The organism is candidate division KSB1 bacterium (genome assembly GCA_022562085.1).
In the GTDB taxonomy this organism is placed as follows: Bacteria; Zhuqueibacterota; Zhuqueibacteria; order Oceanimicrobiales; family Oceanimicrobiaceae; genus Oceanimicrobium.
The window spans coordinates 1-6558 of record JADFPY010000259.1; the positions used below are offsets into that span (position 1 = coordinate 1).

The 6558-nt window shown below is 44.3% G+C and carries 7 protein-coding genes; 2 read left to right on the top strand and 5 right to left on the bottom strand.

The window, feature by feature from the left end:
- The coding region (locus IH879_17285; protein ID MCH7676677.1) for a transposase at window positions 1-180 on the bottom strand (180 nt) is incomplete at its 3' end.
- 359 nt (window positions 181-539) lie between these two features.
- Between IH879_17285 and IH879_17290 the strand changes: the two genes are divergently transcribed.
- Window positions 540-1472 carry a class I SAM-dependent methyltransferase gene (locus IH879_17290; GenBank protein MCH7676678.1) on the top strand — a complete coding sequence of 311 codons (933 nt, stop codon included), beginning with the start codon at window positions 540-542 and terminating at the stop codon, window positions 1470-1472.
- Window positions 1473-1495: 23 nt separating this feature from the next.
- On the opposite strand, the gene IH879_17295 is transcribed toward IH879_17290, so the two are convergent.
- The 4 genes from IH879_17295 to gcvP all read right to left on the bottom strand — a co-directional run bounded on the left by IH879_17295 (window position 1496) and on the right by gcvP (window position 5603).
- Window positions 1496-1873 carry a recombinase family protein gene (locus tag IH879_17295; GenBank protein MCH7676679.1) on the bottom strand — a complete coding sequence of 126 codons (378 nt, stop codon included), beginning with the start codon at window positions 1871-1873 and terminating at the stop codon, window positions 1496-1498.
- 249 nt (window positions 1874-2122) lie between these two features.
- Window positions 2123-2521: a tyrosine-type recombinase/integrase gene (locus IH879_17300; protein ID MCH7676680.1), complete on the bottom strand. Its 399-nt coding sequence runs from the start codon at window positions 2519-2521 to the stop codon at window positions 2123-2125.
- Complete coding sequence (locus IH879_17305; GenBank protein MCH7676681.1) at window positions 2452-2598, bottom strand: hypothetical protein; 147 nt, start codon at window positions 2596-2598, stop codon at window positions 2452-2454. Before IH879_17305 ends, IH879_17300 begins: the two co-directional genes overlap by 70 nt.
- A 92-nt stretch (window positions 2599-2690) precedes the next feature.
- A complete protein-coding gene (gene gcvP, locus IH879_17310) occupies window positions 2691-5603 on the bottom strand; it encodes an aminomethyl-transferring glycine dehydrogenase (GenBank protein ID MCH7676682.1) in 2913 nt (970 codons plus the stop codon).
- Between the two features lie 450 nt (window positions 5604-6053).
- Here gcvP and IH879_17315 point away from each other — a divergent pair.
- Window positions 6054-6558: metal-dependent transcriptional regulator (locus IH879_17315; GenBank protein ID MCH7676683.1), on the top strand; the 505-nt coding region annotated here is incomplete at its 3' end.

Below are 6558 nucleotides of genomic sequence, written 5' to 3' on the forward strand. Positions count from 1 at the left end.
AACTTTTTTAATTAAATGATTCTTACCATATTTTCTGAGCCATTCATAAATGGTTGGCGAGCTTTTAATATCATAAATTTTTCGGGCTTCCGCAATGGTTAATTTGCCCGATTCAATCTCTGAAATTACTTTTTGCTTAAATGCTATACTATATTTATACGTAATTCCGCGCTCTGACATAGGTTGCCTCCTTTGGTTTTTATGTCAACCTATTTCAGGACGGGACAAGCTACTATCAAGTGACTTTGTCTTTGTTTGATGCCGAGCCGTCGGCATTTGTTATTTGGCTTTTGTGATTTCAAGTCTTTCCAAAAAACTTATGCCTCGAATGCTTTTATCGAGTATGGCCAAACCCGACTTCTCAAGTACTAAATTACCTCTCATTTCCTGAATTATAAACCCATTTATTAATCTCTTCATTCAACAGTAGATTTTTTTTTCAATCAAACTGAGAGAAAACCTACTTGATTTTGCTCTCTATTAAAACAAAACCACTCAAGCAAGATTGAACCATTAGCCACGAAAGGCGGTGAGGGGACATGGAAACAAAATTAATTCAATCTGGCCTAAGAATCCTCGATGAATCTTACCATTATTTAGAAAATCCCGAAACTGTAAACCAGGGGATGGATTTATTATTTGACGGGTTGTATACGAAACGGAGCGAGAGTAACAAGGAATCCTGGCGACACTTTTGTGAGAATGTCTGTCTCAATCATCCGATTCAAGCTCTGCTTCATCAGGATCCATTAACCCTTCGCTCTTTTTCAAAACCAAGAGGATACCCGGGAGATGCAGTTCTGCTGGACTTTATATATCGCCATCCCGCTCAAGAAGATGAATTAGAGAAAGCAAGTCCAATTGGAAGAGCCGTTTGTGAATATATGGTAAGTCGGCCGGCAGCGGAATCCGTGCGCTGGCGCCGGGAGTTGTTATCTCAATTGTTCGATGAGACTGTAAAAAGAGTCCAAAACGCAGAGATACTTTCAGTGGCTTGCGGGCATTTAAGAGAAGCAGCAAACTCGATGGCGATTCAAAATAATCTTGTTCATCGATTTATCGCCTTTGACCAGGACTACGCCAGCCTAAAAACTATTGAAGCTGAAAAAAATGGCACGAACATCGATTGCGTTCGAGGCACCATTAAGGAGCTTATTAGAAGAAAAATCAAACTCGGAAAATTCGATTTCATTTATGTCGCCGGATTATATGATTATCTTAGTGACGGGGCAGCACAGCTGCTTACCAAATCATTATTTAGCATGCTGAAAGAAAACGGCCGTTTACTCATCGCCAACTTTATGCCAAGCAATCCTGACATGGGCTACATGGAAGCGTTTATGGGTTGGGAGCTACTGTATCGAACTCGGGAAGAATTCGAGCAAACAGTGGGGCCTTTAGAAAAAAATATCCAAAAGATTTATTTTGATGATAATTGGCACGTGGTTTATCTTGAACTGAGAAAGAGATGACTTTTTGTAGGGTACAGATATGTCTAGGACCAACTCCCTATTCTTCGGTGTAGCTGTTGGAATTTGACGTTGTGGCTGTCGAGCTGTTGCAGGTAGTAGATGTCTTTGCAGACCCTCTCGGTGAAACGGTCGAGTGCCCAGAATAGCACGAGGTCGAATTTTCTTTGTGCTGCATCTTGGAACATTTGAGTAAACTGCTGGCGTTGCCCTCGGCCTTTGATACCACTCTCATTGTCAACATATTCCTGGTGAATTTTATAGCCCATCTTTTTCGCCCAGCGCCGCAGTTCCCGCAGTTGATTCTGGATGTCCTGTCTTTTGTCGAGACGCGGGCGTAGATGGCGACTTGGGTCTTTGGATTTTTTGTCGCATATTGCTTTAACTTTTTTTGAGGAGCTTATCTAATAGCTCGTCGGCGGGGATAACTCCTGATAAAAGTGCAAACACAACAACGATAAGAATGCACAGACCCAACCAATCCCGAAATGTCCATTTGACGAAAAAACCACTTTCGGTTTTGTATGGTGCTTAGCAGCAAAACTTTTTTTATGTGGGTTCAAGTAACGAACGTTTTTTTTATTGCTCTTTACAATTTTCCTAAAATAACAAATTTTCGTTTCAAAACAACGAAGTTGCTCAAAAAAGAGGTGTTAGTTTAGGCTAACTATCTCTCTTGCTCTTTCCATCTCTCGGCCAATCATATCTCTCTTATGGCTTGATGTTTTGGCGTAGACATCCGTGCTTTTGATGCTCTTGTGACCCAACCGGTCTTTCACTCCTTCCTGGCTTTGGCCAGCGTCAATGTGCACGGCGATAGAATGTCTCAAGGTATGAGCGTGATGTTTGTCGGCTGGTAGTTTGGCTTTTTTAGCATAGCGTTTGAATAGGGTATCAATCCGTCGTCTGGATATCGGATTCTTATTGCGTGACACAAACAGCGCCGGGTTCAAGTCGCCGTCCCGTTGCTGCAGATACAACTTTAACAGCCGTAGGGTGTCACGAAAAAAGCATACTCGCCGGGGACACCGCCCTTGACGCGGGTAATCCAAAGACGACCTCGCTCGAGGTCTACATCCTTGAGGGTGAGCTTGCCCACTTCTGAGGCCCTCAGCCCAAAATCATACATGAGCTTATAAAAAACGTCCCTTCCAGAAGCAAGGGAAAAAGTTCACAGTTTAGACAAAGTTGCGCAATAGGTGAATCGTCTTTTGCCGCTCCCTACACTTCCTCCTCATAAGCCTCAATTGGCGGGCACGCACACACTAAATTCCTGTCGCCGTAAACATTATCAATTCTTCCAACCGGCGGCCAGAATTTATTCTCTTTTATATAGGGTAAAGGATAAGCCGCTTTTTCCCTCGAATAAGGATGCTCCCAGGTATCGGCCGTAACCTCGGCGGCGGTATGGGGCGCATTTTTGAGAACATTGTTTTCGGGATTCACTTTGCCTTCTTCAATTTCTTTGATTTCCTGGCAAATCGCTAATACAGCATCGCAAAAGCGATCGAGCTCCTCTTTGGCCTCGCTTTCAGTCGGTTCGATCATCATGGTACCCGGTACCGGAAAGGCAATCGTCGGCGCGTGAAAGCCGTAGTCCATCAAACGTTTTGCAACATCTTCAGCATCGACGCCGGCCATTTTAAACGGCCGCAAATCAAAAATCATTTCATGCGCGATGCGGCCCTTCTCATCTGTGTAGAGAACCGGGAACGCCTTCTGCAATCTCGATTTGATATAATTAGCATTTAAGATAGCAACCTTGCTGGCTTTGGTCATGCCGTCGCGGCCAAGCATTTTGATATAAGCGTATGAAATCAACAAAATACTTGGGCTGCCCCAGGGGGTCGCCGATATTGCGCCAATACCTTTCTCACCGCCAACTTTGACCATGGGATGTTTTGGAAGATAGGGCTCAAGGTGTTTTGCAACCGCAATCGGTCCCATTCCCGGGCCGCCGCCGCCATGCGGGATGCTAAAGGTTTTGTGCAAATTCAAATGGCAAACATCAGCGCCGATTATCGCCGGACTGGTCAAGCCTACCTGGGCATTCAGGTTGGCGCCATCCATGTAGACCTGGCCGCCATTATCGTGAATGATTTTACAGATTTCCTGAATTTTACTTTCAAAGACGCCATGGGTTGATGGGTAGGTCACCATCAGCGCGGCCAGGTCTTCTTTGTGCTCCACAGCCTTATTCTGTAAATCCTCAACATCGATGTTGCCAAACCGGTCGCATTTAATGATGGCCACTTTCATTCCGGCCATAATCGCGCTGGCGGGATTTGTGCCATGAGCAGAAGACGGAATCAACACGATGTCGCGACCGCCCTCTCCCCTATCCCGATGATAGGCTCGAATAACCAGCAAACCGGCATACTCGCCCTGGGCTCCCGAATTCGGCTGCAGCGATACCGCTGAAAAACCGGTAATCTCACAGAGTGCGGCTTCTAACTCTGCAAAGATTTGGAGATATCCCCTGGTTTGTTCCAGAGGTGCAAATGGATGAATATTAGAAAATTCCGGCCAGCTCACCGGCAGCATCTCAGACGCTGCGTTGAGTTTCATCGTGCAGGAACCCAACGGAATCATGGAGGTCGTTAAAGAGAGGTCCCTATTTTCCAGCATTTTGATGTAACGCATCATCCGAGTTTCAGAATGATTTTTGTTAAAAACGGGATGTTGCAAATAAGGCGTCTTACGACTTAAATTATCAGGAAAATCAAGCTCAAAACTTTTCGAGTAATTATCGAAGTCAAGTTCAGGAACCGGTTTATTATTAGCCGCGGCAAATATCTCAACAATTTGCTGCAAATCTTCAGGTTGGGTAGTTTCGCTGACTGTGATACCGATCGTCTGGCCGTCGATGTACCTGAAGTTCATTTTAGCCTCTAAAGCGGCGGCGCGAATCCCGGACAACTGAGACGACGAGTAGGGCAGCTCGACTTGAATCGTATCAAAATAAGATTGATTTTTTTGCCGGTAGCCAAGTTCTTTGAGTTCACTATTCAAAATGCCGGCCATGGTATGAACGCGTTCGGCAATCGCCTTAAGTCCGTTTGGGCCGTGATAAACTGCATACATCCCCGCCATGATTGCCAAAAGAGCTTGAGCAGTACAAATATTAGAGGTCGCCCTCTCGCGGCGGATATGCTGCTCGCGCGTTTGCAAAGCCATCCGGTAAGCTTTGTTCCCATGCTTATCCACCGAAACCCCAATGATGCGGCCAGGCATCTGCCGTTTGAATGCATCTCGAGTAGCAAAGTAAGCCGCGTGCGGCCCCCCGTAACCCAGTGGCACGCCAAATCGTTGTGAAGAACCAAAAACCAAATCAGCGCCCATTTCACCGGGAGGCGTTAGAAGAGCTAAGCTTAGAAGGTCGGCTGCCACTGCAACTAAAGCGCCGGCTTCATGAGCTTTGTTTATAAAGGAGGAATAATCGTTGATGGCACCATCCACATCAGGATACTGCAGAACCGCACCATAAACCTTGTTAACCTTGTCATGAAATTCGAATTCTCGAAAATCGCCTATGAGGAGTTCAATCCCGAGGGGCTCTGAGCGGGTTTTTAAAATATCGATGGTTTGCGGCAAACATTTATCTGAGACAAAAAAAGTACTGGCATTGCCCGAAACAAAGTCTTTGCTTCGCGAACGGTGCATAAGCGTCATCGCTTCCGCGGCCGCAGTACCCTCATCGAGTAAAGAGGCGTTGGCCGCTTCCATAGCTGTGAGATCCATGACCATCGTTTGAAAGTTCAGAAGGGCTTCCAACCGGCCTTGTGAAATCTCAGATTGGTAAGGCGTGTATTGCGTGTACCAACCCGGATTTTCGAAAACATTTCTTAGAATCACGGCAGGGACGATGCAGTCGTAATAACCCAACCCAATAAATGATTTAAAGGCTTGGTTTTTCTTTGCAACTTCCTTCAATTCATTTAACAGCTGGAATTCGCTTATTCCCTCAGGTAAATCCAGTGGTTCTCTCAAGCGAATATTTTCTGGGACGGTTTCATTGATAAGAGCTTCTAAAGATTCGATGCCAATAGCCGCAAGCATCGCTTTTTGTTCTGCTTCATCCGGTCCAATATGCCTGGAAGCAAAGTCATCGGTGCTTTTCAAATTGAGCTTCATTTTCCTCCGTTAATTTTATATATAGCAAAGGTCATCGTCATTAATCAGACTAAGTTTACAAAAAAAAATATAAAATGTCTATACAAAAATTACTAACATTTCTCAGTTCGTTTGAGGCTAAATCTCAAGTATTTGTGCTCAAACGTAGACATTGGCTTTGGCAAAGGACACCTAAGTTCAATAAAGACAAAAATGTTATTTTCGATAACTTCTACTCTGATATTCGATTAAGTCATTATATAATAAACACATACACCCATTTTATGAAGTGAGAAATGTTAGAAAATTACTTACTAACATTCGAAAATCGGAAAAGGAGACCTTACTGACATTCCGAACAAGCAGACAGGGTAATTTTTCACATTTTTTAGGCATCCCTAAAAAAATGACTTGACATAAGCTAAATAATTTATTATATTAGCCGCAATAATTATAAAAGGCAAGACTTGCATGATTACTCAGGCGGTTCAAGATTATCTCAAAATTATTTTTAAATTAGCAAATAATGGCAAAGCAGTAAGCACTAACGCCATTGCTGAGAAACTGCAAATTTCCCAGGCTTCCGTAACCGGCATGATTAAGAAGCTTTCGGATTTAAAACTGACCACCCACCGACCCTACTACGGTGTTGAGCTGACCCAAACCGGCCGGAAGATCGCTCTGGAAATCATTCGTCATCATCGTTTGCTTGAACTCTACTTAGCCGAAGCGCTAGGATATTCCTGGGATCAGGTGCACGATGAAGCCGAGAAATTGGAGCATGTCATCTCGGAAGAGTTTGAAGATAAAATGGCAAAAATTCTGGGCAATCCAACGGCGGATCCGCACGGCGCACCGATACCAAGCAAAGACGGTCTCATAGAGGAGAGAACGTTAGAATGCCTTTCTGTTATTGATGCCGGTCAAAAAGTTCAAGTTAAGGAAGTAAGTGATAAAAATCTGGAAATGCTTCGAT